The organism is Nocardia puris (assembly GCF_036051655.1).
GTDB classification, from domain to species: domain Bacteria; phylum Actinomycetota; class Actinomycetes; order Mycobacteriales; family Mycobacteriaceae; genus Nocardia; species Nocardia puris.
Window position 1 is genome coordinate 4082048 of record NZ_CP107943.1, and the last position, 20852, is coordinate 4102899.

Here is a 20852-nt window from a genome sequence, read left to right on the forward strand (position 1 = left end):
TTCGATCGCTGCACGTCTTCCGTGAAGTACTCTATGTCGGCTCCACGGCAGATACGGCTGACGCGAATCGGAACCAGGCCCGCCATGGTGGCTCCAGATGGGGGCCTGATGCATGGATAGGTGACATCGATCTGGCTTGCCGGAAGGTGTGCCTGGAAGGATGTTCATCGTGCACAATCCCAATCCCCAGAGTTCCGTGACGACGTGGTCCGGGTCGCCCGTAACCGCGAAGACGGGGTGAGCCTGGACCGGACTGGCGACTGAGGCCAACTCTGGGCATGAGACTCGGCGGATAGGTGGCGCTACATCGGGTAACGGTCAGACTTGAAGTCGCTCCACTTGCTTCTGGAAGAGTAGTGCGACGAGCTCCAGTGCATCGGAGTTCAGGTCGTCGCGATTGCCGCTCACGTACGCTTGCACCAGTATTCCGCGGTAGTATCCGACTGCCGAGTATGCCGTTGATTCACTGTTGGGTCCATAGACCTCGATCGTGGTGGCCCACTCCGGTGCTCCGGGGAGGTTCGCCGGTTGAAAGGTGGTACGCGAATCGGAGTATGGCAGGCATTCTACTTCCCACTCTGCCAGGCCGGGGTCCGTGTGCACTGCGAACAACTCGATGTTGTATCTGATAAAATTGGGCTCGTCGAAGGTGACATTTGCGGCAGTTTCCTGATCGCCGTCGCGAACCCAGCCTCGGGGATCGCATTCGTCGGTAGTCGGATCGAGTCCGTCAACGGTCCTGATTGGGGAGAAGTGGAAGTTGCCGTCGGGGAACTCCGAGCGGGGGAGCAGCATGTCCTCGCTAAGATGTCGGATTGTAGGCCCTGTGGGCGCCACCGGTGGTGTTGTGGGCGCTGCGACTATCGGTGTCGGTGATTCCGGATCTGTCCCGGAGCATCCGGCGATTGCCAGGATCAACGCCGCAGTGGCTAGTGAGTGCATTGGATGTACGGATCGCACGCCGACTCCTATTAGCTATTTTGTTCGTATGACTGTATTGTGTTGCCGAGCTACGTCCCCGGGGCGAAATGAGTATGTCTCCGATTCTGTCATCGTATAGGAGGTCCGTTCAGCTTCCAGCCGAAGATGGTGGTGCGGTCACGGTTGATTACGCGGGGCTCACCAGTCGCACACTCTCCAATCTCCAGATTCTTTCGCCAGCTCGAATTCTAATGTATGGTAAGTTCCATCACCGCTTGTCAGGTACGTGCCTGGAACTTGTATGCGTACTCTTATGGTCACAGTGGTATACGCCGAGGATAGGTCGGGGGAGATTGCGATTTCGGTGAATCCGGAGTGCACGTCGATATCGTGCTGTTTTTCTACGCCCGGTTGTGTCGCGGTATCGAAGGATTGATCAGATCCCGTGTGTGTCGAGAGGAATGACAGTTCGAAACGTGCTGCCAGGTCGTCAACGCCATTGAAGGCTGCGGTCCAATCGGTCAATAGTCGCTCGATACATTCTGCGTTACGGTCGCGTACGTAAAAGGCGGCGGCGACGAAGAGCGTTCTTGGCAACAAAACGCATCACACAATGATCGTTGGCCGAGACCGCCGAACCCGCTCCGCCCGCGCCGGCAAAGGCCGCTGGGTCTGCGCGATCTCGATGTCATCGACTATCCATAGCTGTCAGCCCGTCGATGGTTCGCCCCAGGAGGGACAGGAGTCCAGCCGGGTTGTGGCGCCCAATCTCTGGGAGGCTGCGGCCAGTTGGGAAGTGGGTTGAATTGCATCGGGAGTATAGTCGCTCTCGTTGGGGTTGTGCAGGACCATGTGGATCGCGTCGCCGCGGTCCGCTGCCGACAGGGCACCTCCCGACGAACTCTGGAGGTCCCCGTTGCCTCCGAAACTTCTGCGCATTGGCGTTGCGAGTGTCGCCGCGTCCGTGCTGCGATTTGTAAGTGTCGAGAGGTGAACTAGAACCGAGGCTTCAGTATGTCGTAGCGGTCGGCAAGACCCTGACGTCTGCCCATTCAGAGTTGGTGGAGGTCGAGGTATCCGTCTTGGAGCGCGCGGGCGAGGAGGGCGGCTTTGGTGGGGGCGGGCCGCCCCACGCGGTCGTACTTTTCGCGGATGCGGCTGAGGTGGGAGTTCATGGTTCCCGGGGCGATGTGGAGTTTGCCGCAAACATCGGATTTCCTGTCGCTGAGAATCCACTCGATCATGATCTGACGTTCGCGGGGACTCAGCGCGGGCGCGTCGAGGGATGCGGTTCGAGAATTTGTCGACACACCGTTGTCTTTCTCTGTGATGGCCAACCTGCGTGACGTGGTCATGACCGCGTCCGCTGAACTGTCCATCACGCTACTGAACAGCAACCCAGTTGAGCAGATTCCACTTGCTTGACCCAGATTCCGGTGTCATCGTTAGCCGAGGTCAGTAGTTGACGGGTTTCTCGGCGGACTCCCGTGGCACCCCGCTGATGGTGATCTCGACGCGACGGGTCCCGTCGACCGGGTGTGTACCCACAATGGTGGCGAGTAACCCACGGTCCGGCGGCAGGATCCGAATCGTCACGGTCCCGCCGGGGGCCTGATCGAGTTCCGCTGCGACCAGTCTGAGCAACCGGTCACGGATCTCATCGGATACACCGTCGAGACCGCGGTCATCGATCAGTACGACATCGAGTCCGCGTTCGCGCGCCGCGCGCGCCGCGGTCGTGACCGGTTCCACCGCCAGCGCGGGCGCGCGCAGCGTGTCGCGCAGATGCGCCTCTACCGAACGGCATTCGGCAAGGTCGGTGTTGCCGAGAGGGTCGGGACCGGCGATCCGTTCCAGGATGGGTCGCACTTTGTGGTCGAGGCGCAGGAGTTGGTCGCGGCGCTCGGCCAGCGTCGCGGATGCGGCGGCCTCCGCGGCGGATCGGCGGGTGGATTCTTCGTGCAGGGCGAAGATCTCGCGGGCTGCCGGCCGGATGGTGTACGCGAAGAAGGTGGCCATCAGCAGCGGAGCCAGATTGATCACCGAGAGCCCCAAGCCATGGGCGGCGCCGTATCCTTTCGTTTCCGACCGCAGCGCGGCCGTCGCGATCATCGCGCACAGGCCGATCCACGCCGCGCCGGTCCGCCCGCGTACGCACATGAATGTCGCTGTCGCCGTCCCGGCGCCGAACACCCACAGCTGCGCCGGCGAGGTCGGTGGGTAGGGCACCGCGAGCAGCACGAGCAGACTCGCGGCGGGAACCGAGGCAGTCAGCACTACCGTCGGCACCGGCGAGAGTGGGTCACGGCGCGCGACCAGCAGCACTGCTGTCACTGCGGCAGTCATCAACAGCGCCGTCACGATCGGCCAGCGGCGATGTGCGTCGTCCCAGGTGCTCACCGCCAAACTGGTGAGGGCACATAGGTAGAAGCCGGCGATTGCCCACGCGGCCTTGGTGTCCATTCCCAGCAGAGTGCGCGCGTCGCCGCTCGGTCCTGTCATCGGGAGTTGTCCTGCCAGCTCATCCGGATTCTGGTGCCCGCGCCTGGCCCGGTTTCCAACTCGACGGCACCACCTGGTAATTGGCGCATCCGGCCGATGATGCTCGCTGCCAGCCCGAGCCGATGGGGCGGCACCGCGGATGGATCGAACCCGGCACCGTCGTCGGCGATCGTGAGTTCTATCCGTCCGGCCCGGATGTCCAGGCTCACCGTGCGTGTGGCGTCCGGGCCGGCGTGCCGCACGCTGTTGCGCACGGCCTCGGCGGCCGCGGCGCCGAGTACGTGCACCGGATCGGCCGGGAACATGCCATCAGCTTCGCCGCTTCCACGCACTTGCACGGTGAGACTGTCGTCGACATCGGAGATCGCGGTGCGCAGGTGTGCTGCCAGTTCGGCCTCGGTGTAGTCACGGGTGTCGTCGGGTTCCAACTCGTCGAGTTTGGCGAGGGTGAGCTCGGCTTGGCGGCGCACTTCGGTCCGGTCGGTGCGCCGGGAGGTCGCCAGCAACGTCGACATCACCCAGTCGTGCATCAGGGCGTTGAACCGGGCGCGCTGTACGTCGCGCGCTTGGGTGGCGGCTGCTCCGGCCGCGGCCAGGTGGGCGGCGGCGCGGGTCTGGTCCAGCAGGCGGCCCGTGCGCATGGCCATCAGCGCGGCCGCCACGTAGATCAGGCAGAAGGCGAGTGCGAACATCATGTCCGGGATCAGCCGTCCGTCGAGTTCGGGCACCCGGCAGTAGTGGTTGATGAGCTGGACCGGGACGACGGCTGTGGCCAGCAGCGCGATCGTCCAGCGTGGTGGCCAGGCGAGGGCGGCCGAGAGTCCGGCCAGACCGGGAAACATCGAGATCCAGGCGTCGCGCTCCAGTAACGTTCCGTTCCATGCCAGTGGCCAGGTCACCGCGGCGACGACGAAGAGGATCGCCCCGATGCGCGCCATCATCCGCATCGGCGCGAGATCGCGGCGGAACGACAGCAAGCCGAAGGCGATCGGCGGTCCGAACACGGCGGGTACGGCGAACACGGTCCACCAGGTCGCCACGGCCGCGGCCTGCCTGATGATGTCGCCGGACAGCAGGATCAGATAGAACACATATCCGGAGCCGATGAACCGTCCGAATAGCCGCGCGATCCGGATCTCGGCCGCCCCCCGAGCCCTATCCGAATCCGGCGCTATCGCCACTTGCGACGAGACAGCCGCGGTATCGGCAACCATCCGTCCTCCAGTGCGCGCTTGTACAGGTCCGTTTTGGAACGCGCGGGTCGACCGGCCTCGGCGTATTTCTGCCGGATGCGTGAGAGATAGGCGTTTACCGTGTCCTCGCTGAGACCAGCCAGCCGTGCCACCCGCGCCGCAGGCTCCCCTGACGCGTAGAGCGCGAGCACTTCGCGTTGCCGTGGGCTCAATCCGACGTCGGCGAGTTTGTCATCGGAATCGATCGCCGCGGCCCAATCCATCGTCGGTGTCGGCTCGCCGCGCGCTGCGCTGCGCACAGCGGCGGCGACCACGTCGTCGCGTTCGGATTTGCGGACCACGCCGAGGACCCCGGCCCTGGCGGCGGCGCGCACCAGATACGGTTCATCGCCCGAGGTGAACACCAGTGCTTCGATGCCTGCCCGCCGCAGCCGCTCCACGTTCGCTATGGGTGATGAGCCGTCCGGCAGACGCAGATCGAGAATAACCAGGTCCAGTTGGTCGGTGACGGCCAGTAATTCGGCCACGGAGGGTGCATCCGCGACGATTTCCAGATCGGCTTCGCCCGCCAATATCTGGCGCAGGCCGGCGATGGTGACCCGATGGTCCTCGACGACGCCGATGCGAGTGGGACGTTTGTGCATCGACACCTCGCGGTCCGAACGGGCGTGCCACGCACGCGGTTGCCGCCGACGGAGATCCGTGGCGCGGAAAGCTGGACGAAAGACGCAGCTGGGGAACAACACTGGTCGATCACTGCGCTCGGCCTATCTGAATTCTGCGACGTCGCGTTACCCAGTGGCAACGATTCGCGCCATCATTCGTTCGAATGAGAACGCGTTCTTCCGACGCGTGGACCGGGTGGAGTGTGGCGGCGAACCGAAAATCGGTCGAACAACCGACACGAGAATCCGCTCGTTCGGGCTACTCTCGGCAAACGCAGCAAACGCGGGGCGGTGTGCCACTCGTCTGATGCCTGGGCCGGTGGAGAGTGGGAGCCGTTCGATGGAGCAGCACGGGGACGCGGGACCCCGATGGGGTGAGCAGCCCGGCATAGCGCGCGGTGTGCCGGCGGTCGCGCCGGACGGGCGCGTTATGGCGGTCCATATCGTCTCGGTCGCGGGGCTGATGCTGTTCGCGCTGTTCCTGCCGTGGACGAACCAGTGGCGCATCACCGAAGGTCCGGTGTTCTTCGCGCTGCTCATGGTCGTGAGCCTGTTGCTGACGCCGGCTTCCGCGCTGCTGCCGTACGTGGCGCTGCCCGCGCGAACGAGAGCCGTGGCGGCGGTCGGGCTCAACGCGCCATTGCTGCTCCTCGCCGCGCTGGTGGTAGCCAACGACTTGATTTTCGGGGTGCGTCAGTTCTTCGACGCGTGGGAATTGCGCAGTCATATCGTGTCGCACGCGGGTGTCGGGCCGGGCGCGCTGTTCGGTATCGCGGCGGCAGTGCTGGCGGCGTGGCCACCGGTGATGACGCGGGACCCCATCGCGGATGCGACGGCGCGGCGATATCGGATCGTGCGGCAGGGTGCGCTGATCGCGGTGATCGGGACCGCGGGGCTCTCGGCGGCGCTGGCCATGGCGCTGCAACTGCGTTGGCAGGGCATCGGCTCGGAGTACTTCCATCCGCTGTTCTACTACGGTGTGACCGCACTACTGACGTTGGTGCTGTCCGCGACGGTCGTGCTGCCGGGCGTGCGCGAGACGATCGCTGCACGATCGGGGCTGATCGCCGTCGCCGCGGTGTTGCTCGCCGCGGGTGTCCTTGCGCAGTTCACCTATCGGGAGGGTATCCAGTTCCTCGGGAACAACCCGTATCTGCCGGGGGTCTTCGTGGTGCTCGCTGCTGTGTCCGGACACGCCTGCGCGCGTTATGAGTTCGCAGGGCGGCCTGGGGGGTACGGGGCGGACTTCGATCGGGTCGCCGCCGGGCGCGCGCTGTTGGTGCTCGCGGTGGCGTGCGCGACGGCGGGCGTAGTGAAGGATTTCGCAGGCGCGTTCGGGCGGATGGGTGCCCCGTGGTCGACGGCCGTCGCGGTGGCGGCGACCTCCGCGCCGACGATCGTGCTCACCGTCGTCGCAGTCGTTCTCTGGCGCCACCGCGCCGACGGATCTCCTCCGCCCAGCGCTGTTCTGCTCGCCTTGGTTCTCCCCGCCGCGCTGCTGGCATTCGCGCCGATCGCCCTGCGCACCTCGCAGGGATATCTGAACGGCTACCTGGACGTGGTGGTTCCGGTCGCCCTGACCGGGGCCGCGCTCGCTGCTGCGGCCTTTGGCCGGGGTGTCCACCACCCGGTCGAGCCGAATACCGCCATGTCCGGGCCGCATCCGGTGGTCCCCGGCGTCGTGGTGCCCGAGGAGGCTCGCTCCAGTGCCGCGGTCTCCGGCGGTGCGATGCCGGGCGGCGGATCGGCGGGTACCGCGGTCGCGGGCGGCGCGACGGCGGTACCCGGTGGAGTACCGGTTGCGGACCTCACCGTAGCCGGGGCCGGCGCCGCCGATACGGAGTCGCCGATTATGCCCGAGGGGCATGCCGCTGCCTCAGCAGGCAATACCGGCGAAACTCCGTCGACGTCCAACGGGCCGGTGTCGGGCGACGGGTCACGCACACTCGTCGCCGCGGATTCCGCACAGGCAACTCGGCATCCGGCCCCGCTCGGTGCGGCCGCGATCCCACCACCTGGTTACCCGATGCAGGGATATCCACGGCCCGAGTTGAATCCGCTCGCGATCATCTCGCTCGTGGTCGCGTTGGTCGGCTGCTCACCCGTCGCGGTGATCCTCGGTCACGTCGCGCTCGGGCAGATCCGGCGGCGGGGGGAGGACGGACGCGGCCTGGCCGTCGCGGGCCTCGTCGTCGGCTATCTCAGCCTCGTCGCGACCGTATTGGTGGCGGCTCTCTACGTGTCCCTGTTCACGGGGCTCTTCGCACTCTCCTCGCAGAGTGACTACCCGAGCTTCCATACCGGAACCCCCACGACGAGTTGGAATCCGACCACCACCACGACCGCCGACTCGGCCGCTACCGATCAAGCGATCCGCAACGCCGCCGTCGGATCGTGCCTCCAGCGAATCGAAGGGTCCAGGCGCGCCGACGGTACCTCCAACACCACTGTCTACCCCCGGCCCTGCTCGAACAGCAGTGCCACGCACCGCGTTTCGAGCCGCGCCAGCAACACCTCGGCATGCGGAAACCTGACGTGGGTGCGGACCGGCTCTGCCACCTCGGGCTGGGTCGTGCTGTGCCTCACCAGGATCTGACCGCCCACCCGGACAGGAACGACATCGCATGACAACGGATGGAAAGAAGCCCGGCCGCCGCGCCGCCGCCGCGGCCCTGGCGCTGGTGCTGATCGGACTCTTCGGCACAGGAGTCGCCGTCGGCTTCTGGGCGAACAACACCCGTCTCGCCCACACCACCGTCGACGCGGCCGACGCTACGAATGGAGGCGACGCGCCGGCTGTCGACGCTCCGGCCGAGTCCGGGGCCGTGCCCGACGTCCGCGGGCTCACCGAGGACGTCGCGCGCCAGGTCCTGGCCGACTCCGGCAGTTCGAGCGCCCGCGTCACAACCGATGTCCGCCCGTACGCGGGCCTGCCGGGCATCGTCATCGAACAGCAGCCCGCCTTCGGTGCGCTCAACCCGGAGACGGTGACACTCACCATCTCCGCCCCAGCCGCCGTGCCCGCGGTCGACGGGCGCACCGAAGCCGAGATCCGTTCCCAGTTGATCGAACTCGGAACGCAGCCGGTCTTCGTGCGGCGCTACGTCCCCGACGTCGCGCCCGGCACCGTGCTCGGCATAGAGCCCGCGCCGGGCCAGGACCTCACCGACACGGTCACCGTCACCGTCGCCGACTCGCCCGCCACCGCCTACGTCTCGGACCTCAGGGCGTCCGAGAACGGCTGTAGCACCGGCTCTTACACACAGGCGGGTGCGAAGCGGGACAACGCGCTGTCGTGCTCGGTGAACACCCGGCCCGGCGCCCGGCCCCGGGCCACGATGTGGGAATTCGCCGGCGCCGTAGACGAATTGGAGCTCACCTTCGGCCTGCCCACCGATACCGAACCCGGCAGCTCGGTGCGGGTCGAGATCTTCGTCGACGGCAGGCCGTCCGGCACGGTGGACGTGGCATTCGGGTCGACAGAGACGCTCACCGCCCGCATATCGGGGGCCCTCCAAGTCTCCATGGTGATCACTCCGGTGGACGGAAAACCGGAGTCGCTGACCGTGACCGGAACCGTGCGCGGCAGCCAGGACGCGATCATCGACCTCACCGAGGGGAACTGAGCATGCGCCTGTTCGCCGTCGCGGCGGTCCTTCTGATAACAATGGCCTCCGCGCTGTTCGGCCCGCACCCGGCACCGACAGCGGCACAACCCGTCGGCGCCACCAAGGATGCCCCGCTACTACTCGTGCTCGACACATCGGGCTCCATGGGCGATTCGGATTCCAACGGTGTCCACAAGCTCAGCAGCGCGAAGCGCTCGGTGCTCGGGGCGGTGCAGCGCATGTCCGCGGGCGCGACGGTCGGCGTGTGGACCTACCCGGCCGGTGACGACTGTGCCGGTGCCGGATTTCTGCCCGGACTCGATATGCGCACGCTCGACTCCGACCTGCGCTCCCGGCTCGTCGCCGATGTGCTCGCCTTGCGACCCACGGGCGGCACACCGACGGCCCCGGCCCTGCGTTCTGCGGCGAAAGCGTTGTCCGACAAGGGATTCACCGGCGCGACGATGGTGCTGGTCTCGGACGGAGAGAGCACCTGCGGCGGTGACCCCTGTGCGGTCGCGAAGGAAATCGTCGCGGACGGCTTCGATCTCCAGGTGCACGGAGTCGGGTTCGAACTGTCCGGCAGCGGCCGCGACGAGGTCCAGTGCATCGTGGACGCCACCAAAGGGCGCTACATCAGCGCGGAGAACGGGCAGGACCTGATCGACGCACTGGCCGAACTCACCCAGCGCAACCTGGACGTCACTGTCAGCGCACCCGCCAAAATCATCGGCGGCGGTATCGCGACCGTGGCGCTGACGGTGCGCAACACCTCGCTCACCGAATCCGCCAAAGACGTGCGTATCTCGCTCGCCTTCGTCGATGGCGCCCAGATGTTCCCCAGGGTCGCCCCACCGGTGGTGCGAATCGGCAACCTTCCGCCAGGACAGGCGGGTGAGTTCACCTGGAAGCTGCCGGTCGCCATGACCGACGACAGCGTAACCGCGACATATCGGATCATCGCCACCGCGGCATCGGGCGCGTACGGCGGTCGCGAGGAGAAAATCACGGTGGTGAAGTCCGGCGCGTACGGCGACGTCGCGGGCGGACTGCTCGCCGAGCTGCTCCGGGACCCGGAGACGAAGGTCGGCGTATTCGGTGACTCGTACGCGTCCGGGGAAGGCGCCGGTTCATATCTGCCGGGCAGCGACAAGGTCGACCGGCGCTGCCATCGGTCCGAATCCACCCACATCGCACAGCTTTTCAGTGCGCGACGAACATTGAACTTCGCCTGCTCCGGAGCGGTCCAGCACCATTTGTTCGGACCGTATCCGCTGAAGATGCCGATCATGTCGCAGGTCGAGGAAATGAGTCGCAACGGTACGGCGCTTGACGCTGCCTTCGTCAGCATAGGCGGCAACGACGTGGGTTTCGCCGGAGTCGTCGCAGATTGCGTGTGGATCAACCGGGCGGAGCTGCATATCGCGGGGCCGTCGACGGTGGACGGCGGACCCGCCACGCTGGTCGCCGACACCGAATGCGGTCAACAGGACGCCACCGCCGCGGGGATGGAGATCGGTGAGCGGATCAACGCGACCGGCCTCGCCACCCGACTCAGCGCGCTGGGCACGCAACTGCCCGACACCTACCGCAAGCTCTACGACGCGATCAACGTTCGCCACTCGGTCGCCGAGCGTGGACACGAGGCACCACTATTCGTGCTCGGATACCCGAAGGTCTTCCCCGAGGTACTCGGCATCGGCTGCGGCGAGTTCGCGCCGCGGGAGGTCACTTTCGCCAACAAGGTGGTGCGGGAACTCAACGCCGTCCTGCGCGATGCGGTCGCCGACGCCGTATCCGACGGTCGCGGCATCTATTTCATCGACGCGGTGGAGTACGCGATGCAGCCGTCGAACACGCTGTGCGACACCGAATCCGGCATCACCGGCATCGGGCTGGGCGAAGCGCTGGGAAAGACGGCCGCCGACATGGTGGTGCGGACGGCGCTCGCCCAGGAACTGGTCCACCCCACCGAGCTCGGCTACACGCGGATCGCGGGAGCCATCGCCTCGTGGTCGAGCGGACCGGCGGCGCCGACCGGCGCCGGCGGCGACCGCGCGCGCACCGCACCCAACGTCATCACCGGTGAACCGACATGCAAACCCCTCGCGCTCACCCAGGCCGACCTCGACCTTTCGGTCCGGCCGGGGCAGTGCATCACCGTGCACGTCACCGCGTCCAGACCGAGCACCTACTGGGCAGAAGTACGCAGCACACCCATCGCGCTCGGCGGCGGCGAAGTGGGCGCCGGAGCTTCCGAACTACGGATCGACCTGCCCACCAGGCTCACCACGGGACGCCACACCCTGCACGTCATCTTGGTGTCGGAATCCGGTGAGGTCACCGAATACGCCATCGCACTGCGCGTGGCGCCGCCGCTGCCCTGGTGGTGGTGGATGATCGCAGTGGGCTCGGCCGTTTGCATCGCGGCCGCGGGGATTCTCGCGGTGCGGGTTCTGTTGGTACGCCGACGAGCGGTACGCGCTGATTCGCGGCTCGCAGACAGTGAAACCGTCTCTGCCGTGGAAACGTAGTCGGCAAGGACCTTGCGTACCATCGGCACGTCGATCCACCCTGGCTTGGTCGATGGCGCCAACCGTGACACCACTCCCTGCCCGCCGACACGCCGAACGAGACGTCCGAAGGAGGTGCATGCACGTGTTTGCGCTGGTCACACGCCTGCACCTGATCGACGACCGCGACAAGGGCCGCAAGTGCGGGGGTGCGTGCGAACCGGTGGTGAAGACGCAGGTCGGAGGGGGTAAAATTCAGGAGCTGTTGCGCGCGAGCGCGTCCCGGAAGGGAACAGAAACTGCTCATCCATGTAACTGTTTTGTTCATTATACCGTTGCGCGCGAGCGCGTCCCGGAAGGGAACAGAAACCTCATCCACATAATGACCTCCAACGATGTGTTTGTTGCGCGCGAGCGCGTCCCGGAAGGGAACAGAAACGTCAGCGAGACACCCATAGGGTATCCTTTCGTTGTTGCGCGCGAGCGCGTCCCGGAAGGGAGCAGAAACTCTCCTTGGCATCACGCTCTTGGCCTAGATAACGTTGCGCGCGAGCGCGTCCCGGAAGGGAACAGAAACGCAACGTTTGCGACGGACTGGTTGACCTGATTGCTGCGCGAGCGCGTCCCGGAAGGGAACAGAAACCTAAATGCTGCGACCTGCATTGAATTCTCCTATGCGGCGCGAGGGCGCATCTCGGAAGGGAACAGATACTGAATCTCATTGCCTCTTCCTTCCTTCTTGTCGGTTGCGTGCGAGCATGACCTGGAAGGGTGGGTAAATTACTCGGGCTATTGGATTGTGTTGATTCGACGTTCCGCGCTAGTGGATCTTGAAATGGAATTGATTCGCGCAGGTTGGAATATGTGAATAGGCGGCACCTCGACGATTGGTGTGCCGATGTAGATTTTGAGAGTTTCCGATGAGTTGTTATTCCGAAGGCGTGGGCCGTACGGCATTTTCACTCATCGAGGAATTCGAACTCGGGACAAGAGGTGGCTGAGCAGGCGTGTCGCGCGCGAACCGCGGTGTGGCGGTGTCGTGGCTATCGCGGTGGCCCAGGTAGTTGCCGCGCTCGGATCTTAACGGGCGTCGGTTCATCGGCCTGGTCGGTGAGAACCAACCGGGCACTACTGCGGTCGTGGCCCAGCGTTCAGGGTCTGATCGCGTGGTCGGATGGTTGGGGTGCGCTTTTCGTGTTCGCTGACTGGGCGAATCCGCTGTCGGCGCCGCGTGTGTCAACGGCGCGAGTGTGTTCTGTATCGAGGGTCGCCTCCGTGTGGTGGTGGCGACCCTCGATGCTGGAGACCTTACTTGTCCTGCTTGGTCTCCTGCGCCTTGCGGCGCATTTCGGCGGCGAGTGCTTTCTTGCGTTCCTCGTCGCGGCGGCGCCGGAGTTTGTCCTGCTCCTGCGCGTAGCGCACTTCGCTGACCTGTGGGGTGAGCGGCGGCTGGTCGATCGGCATGGGATGCTCCCTTCCTGGGTGTTCTGACATCTTCTATGTCAGGGACCGCTTTCGAGTTCTGGCTCGACCAGGTTGGTGGCGTCGTCGGCGGGGGTCGCTGTGACGGCGCCGAGGCCGGTGGGGGTGTAGCGGCCGAGGGATGCGATTTCTGCGAAGGCGAGCAGGGTGCGGAACCAGCACAGGCTTTCGGTATCGGTTGCGGTGCAGTGTAGATCGACGTCGAACTCCAGGGCGGTCTCGCGGATCGCGGGTGTGCTGCGCTGGGCTTTGGTAGCGATTTGGTGTGGGGATGCGGCGGTGCAGTGGCGCACGGTCAGGGCGGTTCCGGTTCGCAACCGGATGGCCACGTGATCGGGTACGGGTAGTGGTGGGTCGCGTCGTGGGGTGCCGGGTGGGGTCCAGCTGGTCACCAGGTGCCATCGGTTGATGGTCGCGTCGAGCAGGTGGGCGGCGTTGAGGTAGTGGGTGTGGCCGCGTTTGAAGAGGACTCCGGAGCGTGTGCGCAGGCGGCAGGTCGTCCAGGTTTCGGTGTCGCTGCGTTCGTGGAAGTAGTGGTGCAGCGCGGTGGCGGTGGTCGTGGAAGCCTCTGCGCGTAAACGGAATTCGACGGTGCTGGTTCCTTGGCCCCAGTTGAGTCGTCCGGCGCGTGGTGGTGTGCGGGGTGGTGGCCAGTGGTCGGACAGCCACGTCAGCTGGAGCAGGCCGGGGTGTCGGGGGCCGGGCGGGTTCAGCCAGAGGGCGCGGGGCTTGAGGTCGTCGTCGTGCGCGCCGGTGTCGGTGGCGTGCTCGCCGAGCAGGGCGATGCCCATCTCTCGCAGTTGGGTGCCCCGCGGGGGTCGCATCCGGTCGTCCGCCAGCTGACCGGTTTTGTATGTCAGATCAAGGATCCACGTCCGCACCTGTTGAGGGTATGCCGGTGGTGCGGTGGTGGAACCGGATCAGTGTCGTGCAACCGAGTTCGCCATGGGGCGGTCGTACGCGGAGGGCGCCGGGCACCAGGAGGTCGGGGCGGTCGGGGCAGGCGGCCGCCAGTGCTCGCGACACGATGCAGAGGGTGTCACCGCGCGGTTCCGGCAGGTCACTGACCACGGTTCCGAATACCCGGTCGATCACGGGAACGGGTAGCGCGGTGGCAGCGAAGGTCGTCGCGGCGTCTTCGTCGATCAATCGTGCGGGTCGACGCGCGGGCGGCAACCGTAGCGGGCCCCTCGCCGTGAGCAGCACGATCTGGTGCGGCGTGCAGTTCACCAGGCGCATCTCGGCTCCGATCAGGGGTGGATGAGCAGGCGGACAGAGCGGTTGAGCGCCGCGGGGCCGGGGAGTAGTTCTCCGGCGGCGCTCAGATCGGGCACGAACTCGGGGAAGTTCGTGCCGACGCCGACCGCGAGGACGCGATCGCCGGGTATTCCGTCGCGAATCAGCAACGCCCGTACGGCGTTCGCCCGCGCGGTGGACAGCTCGAACGGGTCGCGCCCATGTCCGGTGCCGCTGGCGCAGGTTCCGGTGACGGTGACGCGCAGCGAGTGGTCGGCGCGCAAGGCACGCACGATCGGTGTCAGCGCTTGGCCGGCTCGGGCGGCGTCGAGGAAGTCTTCGCTGTCCGGGTGGAATCCGATGGTGTCGGAGTGGAAGACCGTCGGACGGAGCGAGGAGATGAACGTGGGTGCGGCCGGTACCGGCACCAGGTCGACCGGGTGCGGTGATTCGACCGGAAGGGGGTCGGCGACGGTGTCGAGCACGGCTACGCACCGGGCGCCGGCCGCGGTCGCCGTCGCGGTGTGGATCGCGACGAGGTTCGTGATCTGAGCGTCGCTCAACCGTGGCTGTGCTCCGGTTGTGGCGCCGAGGCCGCCGAGCAGTACGTTCACCCCGTCGAGGTCGGGCAGTGCTCCGACGCGGCGCAGGTGTTCGACGACTTCGGTGGGGTCGGCGGCCAGCACGCCGGGTACGCGGAAATCCAACGCGCCCATGGTCTGTAGGCCGGAGTCGAGCAGCACCACCGTGGCGACGTCGGTGCCGGCGCCACGCGCGACGCGGGCCGCGGTCGACAGGCTCGCGAGAACATCGACCTGTGGGTCGTCGGCACGCACCCGGCTCAGGGCCGCGGCGACGGCCGCGACGCCGGAGTCGACGTAGTCCTGCAGTGCGGGGCCATTGGCGGGCGGCTCACCGGCGGGCCGTTTCCATGTCTGTGCGGGTTCGCCGTCCACGCCGACGATGTACACCGGCGCCTCGGCCCGGACGGCGCGTTCGATGATCGCTCGCAACTCGCCGTCCACACGGGCACGTGCCGAATGGTGGCGACCCGAGGCGGCAATCACCAGCGCGCCACGGCCGGCGTCGCAGGAAAGCGCGGCACCCGGCGGCTGCGTCGGTGATGACCCACACGCGGTGAGCACCAGCGTTGTCAACGCGGTGGCGAGGAGCGTGCTCGCGAACTTCTTGACCGGCACGGGCCTTCCCTTTCGAGTCGACGGATGGATCCCGATGACGATCAACTGCCCGCCTCCGGCTGGTCGTCGGCGTGTGGGAACAGCGTGGTCGTCGCGTCGGGCCGTCCCTGGTGCTCGGCCATGTGGTGCCTGCTCACCTGCTTGGCGCGTGCGAACCGGTGCTCGAGCGCGCTGGTCAGCCGCACGGCCTGCTCGGCACGTTCGCGGGCGGTGACACGTTGGGACTCCAAGCGCTGCAGCGCATTGCCGTGGTGCGCGGCCAGCGTGTCCGCGCGCCGGTTGGCCCACTCGGCGCCCGCGCGGGCAGCGTGCAGGCTCAACGCTTCGTGCCGTACCGGCGAGCTGTAGCCGATCCAGACCGCCAGCGCCGCCAGCATCGCCATGACCAGTACGGTGAAGCCGAAATCCGGCCAGAACGCCGCATGCCATGCCGCGGAACGGATTCCGTCGAGCTCCGGCTCGGTCGGCGTCGTCATCGCGTCCAGCGCGGCGTTGTCGGCCGCCCGTTGAGCGGCGGTGTCGGCCAGCGACTGGCCGCGCCGGATGGCGACGCCGATCAACGCGGCACTCAACGTGACGGACAGGCCGACGCCGATCCATCCGAAGGCCGGGCTGACGACGCCGGCTCGGCCCGCGGTCGTCGTGGACATCGACAGCAGATGCGCATCGGCGAGCCGGTGTCCCACCGCGTGCCACAGCACGGCGTAGACGATCACGAACGCGATCGAACCGATACGGATCAGCAGATCACTCGCGCCGGGCATGATCCGTGCCAGCGCCGTCTCGAGCAGGGGAACCTCGAGGACCGCCGCGACCAAGAGCGCCGAGCACCAGGCGATTTCGAGGAGAACCAGCACCGGTAAGGGCAGCGCCAGCAGCCGCCTCAGTCGCTCGGCGCGCCGGCGCGCAAGGGTGGCCAGCTGGGAGTGCTCGCCGCCCTCGAACTGGCCAGGGGCGATGGGTCCGTTCATGATCTGCTCCTTCCGCGGCCCGGCTGCTCGGCCACGTCGAGTTCGTCATGGACCGGTTTCGCCGCGCGGCATGGGGTTGACAACCACCTGGCGGTCCGGCGATAGTTGCTGGCACCGGTACCGTGCCGGGCTACACAACTGCACAGTGGTCGGACAGGCACTCCCAGGAGATCCCGACAGCGGCGTCTCCTCGTGTGAATGGGAGCCCTCGTGTTTCTTTCCGCCCGTGCCCTCGACCACAAACGTCCCTCCTGCGCCCGGCGCGCCGAGGCTTGCTGCTGCGCGTCGGAACCCGTGCGTGAGGAGCTGGCCTCGATCGCGATGACCGTGGCGAGCCGCTATCTGCGCGATCACGGTCGGCTGCGTGAATACATGCCGACGTCCCGTCTCACCACGTCGGCCGGGCGACCCCGCTCGCAACGCCCCGAGTGGCTCTACGAGCGACAGGTCGAGCGAGGACTGGCCTACTTGTTGCGCGCGGCGCAGTGTGAGGACCATTTCGCCGAAGAACGCGACGGGGCCGGAGACGACGGGGCGCTGGTGGTTTCCGCCAGGCTGCGTTCGGCGGTCGTCGCGTTGCTCCGCGCCGATGCGGCGCACGCGCCGGCCAAACGCCGGGACGTGGAACTCGCGCTGCGCGACAGCATCGCCGACATCGGCCGAGTGATCAACACCCACACCGTATTCGGTGCGCGACTGGACCGGACGCTGACGCGCCTGTGCCGCGGTGGTGGCGAACCGTTGTTCACGCCCACTCAGGTGGCCGCCGCGACGTACGTGATTCGCGGAGTGGCTTTGGGGATGGAGGCCGACGCGCGCATCTCCCTGGGGATGGAGGACCCGGCCACCGAGGTGGGGCGGCTGCGTCATCTCGCGGTGTTGACCTACCGCGGCAAGCGGGTCTCCAGCCCGCTGGTCGAGGTCCCCGATGACCGGATCGCCGCGGATCTGTGCGTCGTGCGCGACCAGGCGACCTGGGAGCGGTGCGAACCGCGGTACGGACGCTTGGACAAGGCGATGGCGATCTATGACCGGTGGCAGTCGGCTGCGCACGACTTGCTGCTCGGCAGCCTGGATGCGCTGTCGGACAACGGCTACGACCGCGCATGCGCTTCGAGCGCATCCGGTCCGTTGGTGCCGCTGGGCACCGAACTCCGGTTCCTGCTCGACATTCGTCTGGAACGCTACCTGCTGCCGGACGGCACGGTCGCCACGCCGGCGCAGATCGTGCGGATCGACGCGCGGATCACCGAACTGAGGCAACTGTTGTCCTGACGGGCACCGACGCGGTGGGATACGGTCGCCTCCAGGGTGAGAGGAGTGCTGGGTGCCGCATGTCTTGGTCGCGACCGTGGGACTGAATCCGCTGCCGGTCGCGCTCGCGATTCTGACTACGCGGGCGGAGTATGTCGTGCTGGTGCACAGCACCGGGTCCGAGGCCGAGGCCGAGGCCATCAGGGATGTCGTCGCGCGTGCGGTGAGAAGTGCGTGCGGCCCATACGGCAGGCCACGTCACGAGAATGACGCGCTCGTGCCCATGCCGCGGTTCGCTGAATCGGAATGCTGCGGTGCGGCCGAGAAATTCGCGCCGACTCTCGAGTACTTCCAGGGGCTGAGCCGACGGCTCCGGAATGGGGATCTGATCGTCCGGGACGATGCCCCCGAGCACGTCGGTGCGGACGGCACACCCGCCAAGGAAGGCAAGGCGCGGCCGAGTCGCAAGATTCCGCCCAGCACCGAGTACCTGTTGGACTACAGCGGCGGAAACAAGATCATGACCGTTTCCGCGGTCACGGCTCACCTGGAAGATCACGATGATGGCGCCGATGCGGGAGCGCGGTTGCGGTCCTACGTCGATCCGGACACCGGTTACCTGGTCACGGGGTCGAACGCCAGGGGGGCGGGGGCGCTGCCGGTCGATTCGACCGGGCTGCGTCTACGAGATATCGCGCAGATGCATGGGTTCTGGATCAGGCACACCGCACGCGGGCCGATCAAGTTGAGCCCCACCGAGATCGAGAATTTGATCGAGGACCTGATTCAGCTGCTGGACCGAGCGGACCGTAACGGAACCGCGTCCGGCGTGGCGACCGAAGCCGAATGCAGGCTGGCCGCGCTGGCCGGGCAGTTGGGCCTGCCCGAGCCCGAGTGGGTGACCAAACCCGCGGGCAAGCCCCACCTTGTCCGCGGCAAGCTACGGGAGATCCTCGCCTGGGCGGTTGTCTCACGCTGTGTGCGGGAGCACAACCTGACCACGCTGGAAGTTCTGTTCTCGGTCAAGGTGAAGCTCGCGGGCTCGGATTTCGCGGAGTTCGATCTGGTGTTGCGGCACGAGCATCGAGTGCTGGCCATCGAGGTGAAATCCAGTGTGCCCGAGGCGTACCAGAGCCTCGGCAGGCGTTCGGTGCACGCACGGGCGGTATTCGGCTCCGCGACGGTGGTGGGCATGATCTCGGCCCGTGGAATCGGCAACCAGGGCTGGGATCAGTTGGTCGCCGCGGTGCAGATCCTGACCGACCGGGCGCCGTGGCTGGGACGCATCGAGCCGTGGCAGCTCGATGTTTCGGCCGGGCATGCACAGGTCGGCACCGGAATCCTGAAGTGGCTCAATGAGTCCGCGGGTGACCGGTCGCAAGCCGTCGACGCACTGGAACCGATCGACCAGGCCGTCCTGATCCCCTTCAACGGGGTGCGTCTCGCGGTCGCGGTGTCCATCGCGGAAGCAGCCCACCACGGTGGCAGGCGGGTCGTCGGTGTCGGTGTGCGCAGCGCCGAACTGGAAGCACAACTTCGGGGGTATGCGCGGAAGGTCGATCTCCCCGCCGAGATTCGACGCTCGGCGGGATTCAGCGAGTGGGAGGGGTGGGAGGCCGTGGAACTGGTCGACGTGACCGATGCCATGGTGACACCGGGTCCGAAGGGCATTACGGCGGCCTTGGTGCGCCGCGCTCGCGAGTCCGCAGCGCGGGTGCAACACGTCGGACTGGACGGCCGCCGCCATGAGGTGCGCTTCACCGACGAGCGTGTTGCCCACTGCGCACAGCCGGAACCGGTCCGGGCCCGTCCCGCGTGGACCGATTTCCTCTCACCGAGGTACACCCTCGACCGTCCCCGGCGTGTGGACGAACGAATCCACCTCGTTGCCGACCATCTGCTGGACGGGCTCGACGATGCGGACATCCAGCTGTGGTGGCCCGCTCCGCGAAGTGCTGCAGAGCTCGCACTCGACCAGAGCCTGGCGCCGGAGCACACCCGCGAACACGATGACATACCGTCGCCGCCGACCGCGCTGCTCTCCGGAGAACCGCTCCAACAACGCACGCTGCATGCCCTGCGCGCGGGCCTACTCCTCACCGGCCGGTGGGGTTGCTGTTCGGTGCATGTGCTGGGACTTCCCGCCACCGCCGACGAGGAAATCATCCGCAAGGTGGTGTCGAGGTTCCGCACCTCCGTTCTCAACCAGGCCGCGGACGTGGTGAATCTGGTCGGAGCGGCGCACCGCGCCCTGATCGTGCTCCACGACAGAGCTGGGTCCACACCCCTGGAGAGATGCCTCACCGCACCAGGTCTCGACATCGACAAGGCTTGGCCGCGTTGGCGCGACACCAACGGCTGGCTGCCGTTCGGGCTCTGGTCGCCGAGCGCGGCCGCCGGCGATGGCAGCGCCGCGGTACGTGTCGAGCTCGACGCGGTGCGTACACACTTGCACGGGCGCACGCACACCCGGTAGCCGAACGAGCTCGAAACCGGTCCCGGATGATCACGGTGCATGACACCTCGATCCGAAAGGCCGCACAGATGCTCGGCACTCGCTCCGCCCGCCAGACGCCTACCCCGCATCCGCCGGACGTCACCGATCCCGTCGTGAGCCTGGCCCCTCGGCTGCCGCATCGGTGGGCGGCCGGGTGGGCGGGCCGCCGCGACGGGAAGCGCGGTGTCACCCCCGACCCCGAAACGGGGTTGACACCGTACCTGAATCAGCTGTGCTCGCTCAACGCGACGATGGTGGAGTCCGAGCGGTTGCGCACCGCGGCGGACTGCGCGCCGATCGACCAGGAACGCGCCCGGCAGGTGGAGCGCCGCGAGCGTGTGCTCGAGCAACTCAGTGACGCGAGCCACCAGGCGCTCGAGGACGGCGCGGACGGCGTGGCGGCCGTGCGTGCACGACGAGCCCGGGCCGCGGCGCTCGGGCGGTGGTCGGAGGAACTCGCCGCGATCGCCGAACAACTCGCCGTCTTGGAGGAACGGCGCGCGGACCGGGTGACGGTGGGCGCCTTGCGGATTCGGCGCTGCACAGCGCGCACCGAGCAGGTTGTGGCTAGGTACTGGCGCTTCTTCCAACGACACCACCCTGAACTGCCGGACCTGCGCGCCGGATACGGGGTCCCGGTCGTACCGGTGCCGCCGCATCCGCTCGAGAAAGGTCGCAGCGAATTCGGGCCACGGTGATTTCTCGGCGAGGACGACCCACCCCCGAAGCGGGACTGCGCCGGCGCTCGGCCGAAATCGCCGGCACCCGGGGGGAGGGTGGGGCGAACTCGAATCACCCGGAAATGACTGAT

16 protein-coding genes are annotated in these 20852 nt (G+C 66.9%); 7 read left to right on the top strand and 9 right to left on the bottom strand.

Annotated features, from left to right (window positions below):
• Positions 1-318: 318 nt before the first annotated feature.
• The 5 genes from OHB21_RS18790 to OHB21_RS18810 form a co-directional block, all read right to left on the bottom strand.
• Positions 319-795 (bottom strand): hypothetical protein, encoded by a 477-nt coding sequence (locus tag OHB21_RS18790; protein ID WP_328435340.1) that lies wholly within the window; start codon positions 793-795, stop codon positions 319-321.
• A gap of 1178 nt (positions 796-1973) precedes the next feature.
• Positions 1974-2231, bottom strand: coding sequence for a LuxR C-terminal-related transcriptional regulator (locus OHB21_RS18795; RefSeq protein ID WP_407675249.1), 258 nt, complete (start codon positions 2229-2231; stop codon positions 1974-1976).
• A 145-nt stretch (positions 2232-2376) separates the two neighbouring features.
• Entirely contained in the window at positions 2377-3423 is a 1047-nt protein-coding gene (locus OHB21_RS18800; RefSeq protein WP_328435344.1) for a hypothetical protein, read from the bottom strand.
• The gene (locus tag OHB21_RS18805) at positions 3420-4514 is read right to left on the bottom strand and encodes a sensor histidine kinase (protein ID WP_328435345.1); all 1095 of its coding nucleotides are present in this window, start codon (positions 4512-4514) and stop codon (positions 3420-3422) included. Before OHB21_RS18805 ends, OHB21_RS18800 begins: the two co-directional genes overlap by 4 nt.
• Positions 4515-4594: 80 nt before the next feature.
• A complete protein-coding gene (locus tag OHB21_RS18810) occupies positions 4595-5260 on the bottom strand; it encodes a response regulator transcription factor (RefSeq protein WP_328439988.1) in 666 nt (221 codons plus the stop codon).
• Here OHB21_RS18810 and OHB21_RS18815 point away from each other — a divergent pair.
• From OHB21_RS18815 to OHB21_RS37535, 4 genes are all read left to right on the top strand, one after another.
• On the top strand, positions 5253-7877 hold the full coding sequence (locus OHB21_RS18815; protein WP_328435346.1) for a DUF4190 domain-containing protein: 2625 nt from the start codon (positions 5253-5255) through the stop codon (positions 7875-7877). The genes OHB21_RS18810 and OHB21_RS18815 overlap by 8 nt on opposite strands.
• Positions 7878-7905: 28 nt before the next feature.
• Entirely contained in the window at positions 7906-8907 is a 1002-nt protein-coding gene (locus OHB21_RS18820; RefSeq protein WP_328435347.1) for a PASTA domain-containing protein, read from the top strand.
• A gap of 2 nt (positions 8908-8909) precedes the next feature.
• The gene (locus OHB21_RS18825) at positions 8910-11423 is read left to right on the top strand and encodes a GDSL-type esterase/lipase family protein (RefSeq protein ID WP_328435349.1); all 2514 of its coding nucleotides are present in this window, start codon (positions 8910-8912) and stop codon (positions 11421-11423) included.
• A gap of 124 nt (positions 11424-11547) precedes the next feature.
• Positions 11548-12009 carry a hypothetical protein gene (locus OHB21_RS37535; protein WP_407674973.1) on the top strand — a complete coding sequence of 154 codons (462 nt, stop codon included), beginning with the start codon at positions 11548-11550 and terminating at the stop codon, positions 12007-12009.
• 701 nt (positions 12010-12710) lie between these two features.
• Here OHB21_RS37535 and OHB21_RS18830 read toward each other — a convergent pair.
• From OHB21_RS18830 to OHB21_RS18845, 4 genes are all read right to left on the bottom strand, one after another.
• Positions 12711-12866, bottom strand: a complete 156-nt coding sequence (locus OHB21_RS18830; RefSeq protein ID WP_328435350.1) for a hypothetical protein — start codon at positions 12864-12866, stop codon at positions 12711-12713.
• Between the two features lie 38 nt (positions 12867-12904).
• Entirely contained in the window at positions 12905-13708 is an 804-nt protein-coding gene (locus tag OHB21_RS18835) for a hypothetical protein (protein WP_328435352.1), read from the bottom strand.
• Positions 13709-14134: 426 nt separating this feature from the next.
• Entirely contained in the window at positions 14135-15319 is a 1185-nt protein-coding gene (locus OHB21_RS18840; RefSeq protein WP_328435354.1) for an OmpA family protein, read from the bottom strand.
• Between the two features lie 41 nt (positions 15320-15360).
• Positions 15361-16290 (bottom strand): hypothetical protein, encoded by a 930-nt coding sequence (locus OHB21_RS18845; RefSeq protein WP_328435355.1) that lies wholly within the window; start codon positions 16288-16290, stop codon positions 15361-15363.
• A gap of 294 nt (positions 16291-16584) precedes the next feature.
• Between OHB21_RS18845 and OHB21_RS18850 the strand changes: the two genes are divergently transcribed.
• Genes OHB21_RS18850 through OHB21_RS18860 form a run of 3 tightly spaced genes read left to right on the top strand, consistent with a single transcriptional unit; the run spans position 16585 to position 20739 of the window.
• Entirely contained in the window at positions 16585-17565 is a 981-nt protein-coding gene (locus OHB21_RS18850; RefSeq protein WP_328435357.1) for a hypothetical protein, read from the top strand.
• 52 nt (positions 17566-17617) lie between these two features.
• Entirely contained in the window at positions 17618-20020 is a 2403-nt protein-coding gene (locus OHB21_RS18855) for a hypothetical protein (protein WP_328435359.1), read from the top strand.
• A 26-nt stretch (positions 20021-20046) separates the two neighbouring features.
• A complete protein-coding gene (locus OHB21_RS18860) occupies positions 20047-20739 on the top strand; it encodes a hypothetical protein (protein WP_328435360.1) in 693 nt (230 codons plus the stop codon).
• The last annotated feature ends 113 nt before the right edge of the window (positions 20740-20852 follow it).

Bases quoted from the DNA above. Each gene is read 5' to 3' on its own strand.
- OHB21_RS18790 (WP_328435340.1), bottom strand. From the start codon at position 795: ATGCTGCTCCCCCGCTCGGAGTTCCCCGACGGCAACTTCCACTTCTCC.
- OHB21_RS18800 (WP_328435344.1), bottom strand. From the start codon at position 3,423: ATGACAGGACCGAGCGGCGACGCGCGCACTCTGCTGGGAATGGACACC.
- OHB21_RS18810 (WP_328439988.1), bottom strand. From the start codon at position 5,260: ATGCACAAACGTCCCACTCGCATCGGCGTCGTCGAGGACCATCGGGTC.
- OHB21_RS18820 (WP_328435347.1), top strand. From the start codon at position 7,906: ATGACAACGGATGGAAAGAAGCCCGGCCGCCGCGCCGCCGCCGCGGCC.
- OHB21_RS18825 (WP_328435349.1), top strand. From the start codon at position 8,910: ATGCGCCTGTTCGCCGTCGCGGCGGTCCTTCTGATAACAATGGCCTCC.
- OHB21_RS18830 (WP_328435350.1), bottom strand. From the start codon at position 12,866: ATGCCGATCGACCAGCCGCCGCTCACCCCACAGGTCAGCGAAGTGCGC.
- OHB21_RS18835 (WP_328435352.1), bottom strand. From the start codon at position 13,708: ATGCGACCCCCGCGGGGCACCCAACTGCGAGAGATGGGCATCGCCCTG.
- OHB21_RS18845 (WP_328435355.1), bottom strand. From the start codon at position 16,290: ATGAACGGACCCATCGCCCCTGGCCAGTTCGAGGGCGGCGAGCACTCC.
- OHB21_RS18860 (WP_328435360.1), top strand. From the start codon at position 20,047: ATGATCACGGTGCATGACACCTCGATCCGAAAGGCCGCACAGATGCTC.